Origin of the sequence: Paenibacillus allorhizosphaerae, assembly GCF_042659105.1 — a bacterium.
Classification (GTDB): domain Bacteria; phylum Bacillota; class Bacilli; order Paenibacillales; family NBRC-103111; genus Paenibacillus_G; species Paenibacillus_G allorhizosphaerae.
Genome location: NZ_JBHSRV010000057.1, coordinates 1 through 2602 on the forward strand (window position 1 = coordinate 1; position 2602 = coordinate 2602).

Here is a 2602-nt window from a genome sequence, read left to right on the forward strand (position 1 = left end):
GCTTCTTTAACGACCTGCTTCTTAAATTCTTTAGAATGCTTATTTCTCGTCATGTCATCAGCCCCTATCACTAATAGTGTAATCCATACACACTCTTAGTGTCCAAGTTCTTTAGGGGGCTAAACAGGAGAAGCATGTTCCGTTTATGAATCAAGGAGCTGTATTAATCTCTTTTCCCGACCATGATGAACATAATAGTGAGGCTATTCAATATATCAGTGCTTTTAATACAACTAGCTCTTTAATAGATGAGTTTGTTGAGAAAAGAAGACAGCTGATTGAAACGATATCTGGAATCGACAATGATGTAAAATTTACAATTGGTTTGGGAAAACGCCAATTTACAGTTGAGAAATACCTAAATATATTTATTAACCACGACAATCATCACCTCAAACAAATAGAAGAACGATTAAGTTAACGGGTAACGATAGTTCAGCGATCCAGGAGCAGTTTGCCGCCGCGGCAGCTGCTCCTTCTGTCGTTAAGCTAAGGGCAGATTTGTGCAATAGGAGGATATGTTTGTTCTATGGATAATGCCCAAAAAAATGGGTCGATATGGTAAAAATTTGTAGGAATTTTACAAGGGGGGGATACATGTCAATGATACGAGTCTGATAAGAGAGTCTGAGAGTGGTAAAATCTAGGCAAGTTTACTAGTGACCAGTAGTCCAGTTTCATGTGGAGTGCTGTGTGTCGCTCATTAGGAAGTAGCATTTTTACAGCCGCATTACCTATCACGCTGCCTGTCGTGGACGATGCTTGGTTTTTTATTATGTAACAGAAAAGACCCCTGGGTAAAGGGGTCTTTGTGTTCGCATGGAATTAGGAGTTGATGCGCAGCAATATTCTTCCGCGGCCATGTCTTTCTTCGCTTTTCTCTAGTGCTTTGTTAGCTTGGCTCAGCGGGAAGATGGAGTCGATCTCTGCTCTGATTGTACGGTCAGCAATCAATTGTGCTACAGTCTGCAGATTCGCATAGGTTGGAAACTTGGTATTGAATTTAGCTGTAATGCCATGCTTTTGAGCGTTCTCTTGGGATGGAGGCTGCGTCAAAGCGACAAGAATTCCGCCCTGTTTCAGAACGGCCAATGATCGATTCTCGATATCTCCCCCAATGGCATCGACGACGAGATCCACTTCTTTGACAACATCTTCGAAAGCTGTCGTCGTATAATCGATGACTTGGTCCGCACCCAAAGACTTGACGAAGTCCAGGTTAGAGGTTGAAGCGGTGCCGATTACATTGGCACCCTTCCATTTGGCCAACTGAACGGCGAATTGTCCCACACCGCCGGCAGCGGCATGAATGAGGACAGTTTGACCGGCTTCCAGCTCTCCTTCGGTAAACAGGGCTTTCCATGCTGTATCTGCACCGGCCCTGATCGTTGCTGCATCCTCGAAAGAGAGACCGTCCGGTAACTTCACTAGTTCATCCACTGGAGCAAGGGCATACTCCGCGTTCGACATTTTCGCCAGTTTATTCACCTTAGCAATGCCATACTCCGCATACGCTCCAATTATCATTCCGAAGACGAGATCGCCGACAGTAAATTCAGTCACTCCTGGGCCTGTCGATTCGATCTCTCCGGTTGCGTAAAACCCTGGAATGTAGGGAAGTGTCTTGGGGAATACGTTCTGCACCCATCCGTTGCGAATTTTCCAGTCAAGTGGGATGACAGTTGCATAATAGATTTTGACAAGTACTTCTCCTGCCAATGGGTTAGGGCGGTCGACTTCTTCGAGTTTCATTACATCCGGAGCGCCATACTCCTGAACAAGAATCGCTTTCATTTTGGACTCGGACATCGGGTTACCCTCCATCACTTTTGATTTTTGAGCAATAACATGTGTTGAATGTAGTATACTTACTAAAGTGGTGAGTTTGTAAGTACGCACTTTTTCGTGACATAGTACCCATTTAGGAACCTGATTCGGATGGATTGGATGTGATGTGCATGAGTGGATTGGATGAGAACGTGAGTGGCTGCCCAGTGGAGGCAACACTGTCGGTGATTGGGGGGAAATGGAAAGCAATTATTCTTTGGCGACTAGTTAGCGGTACCAAGCGTTTTAACGAACTCCAACGTTCGATCTCACAAATTACCCGCAAGATGTTAACTGAACAGCTTCGAGAGCTGGAAAGAGATAACTTAATCATTAGAACAGTCTATCAACAAGTTCCGCCGAAAGTCGAATACTCACTAAGTGACTACGGCAGAACGTTCATCCCTGTCATGCATGAGATGGCTCAGTGGGGGTTAGTTCACCGCGAACGTAACGTTTGATTCATGAAGTATCTAATGTAAAAGTGATGAGTAAAAACAACAAGGGAAAAACAAACATGACACAGATGTCAAACATGGCAAAGACGTTTGCATTTTAATTGGTACAGGTGAATGCCAGTCATATTGACGAGTTGTTTCAGTATTTCTCAAGCAAAAAAGGGGAACCGTATCCAGATATATGTGAGGCCGTTGAACTCCCTCGGTACGATTTAGTTTTCTCACGAATGCTCGCTAATTCGCAGGATTTCTCCCCTTGTAATGAGGAATGAAAGTTCAGGAAAATGACCCGCTATAGACTTTGGCAACATGAATGC

General features: G+C 44.3%; 3 protein-coding genes. 2 read left to right on the plus strand and 1 reads right to left on the minus strand.

Annotated elements, in window-relative coordinates:
- Positions 1-145 precede the first annotated feature (145 nt).
- Positions 146-421 (plus strand): DinB family protein, encoded by a 276-nt coding sequence (locus ACFQI7_RS37685; protein ID WP_218103578.1) that lies wholly within the window; start codon positions 146-148, stop codon positions 419-421.
- 404 nt (positions 422-825) lie between these two features.
- Here the strand turns inward: ACFQI7_RS37685 and ACFQI7_RS37690 are convergent, their stop codons facing one another.
- Positions 826-1809, minus strand: coding sequence for an NADP-dependent oxidoreductase (locus ACFQI7_RS37690; RefSeq protein WP_218103580.1), 984 nt, complete (start codon positions 1807-1809; stop codon positions 826-828).
- A gap of 149 nt (positions 1810-1958) precedes the next feature.
- Here ACFQI7_RS37690 and ACFQI7_RS37695 point away from each other — a divergent pair, with 149 nt between their 5' ends.
- On the plus strand, positions 1959-2288 hold the full coding sequence (locus ACFQI7_RS37695) for a winged helix-turn-helix transcriptional regulator (RefSeq protein WP_218103581.1): 330 nt from the start codon (positions 1959-1961) through the stop codon (positions 2286-2288).
- Positions 2289-2602: the final 314 nt, after the last annotated feature.

Bases quoted from the DNA above. Each gene is read 5' to 3' on its own strand.
- ACFQI7_RS37685 (WP_218103578.1), top strand. From the start codon at position 146: ATGAATCAAGGAGCTGTATTAATCTCTTTTCCCGACCATGATGAACAT.
- ACFQI7_RS37690 (WP_218103580.1), bottom strand. From the start codon at position 1,809: ATGTCCGAGTCCAAAATGAAAGCGATTCTTGTTCAGGAGTATGGCGCT.
- ACFQI7_RS37695 (WP_218103581.1), top strand. From the start codon at position 1,959: ATGAGTGGATTGGATGAGAACGTGAGTGGCTGCCCAGTGGAGGCAACA.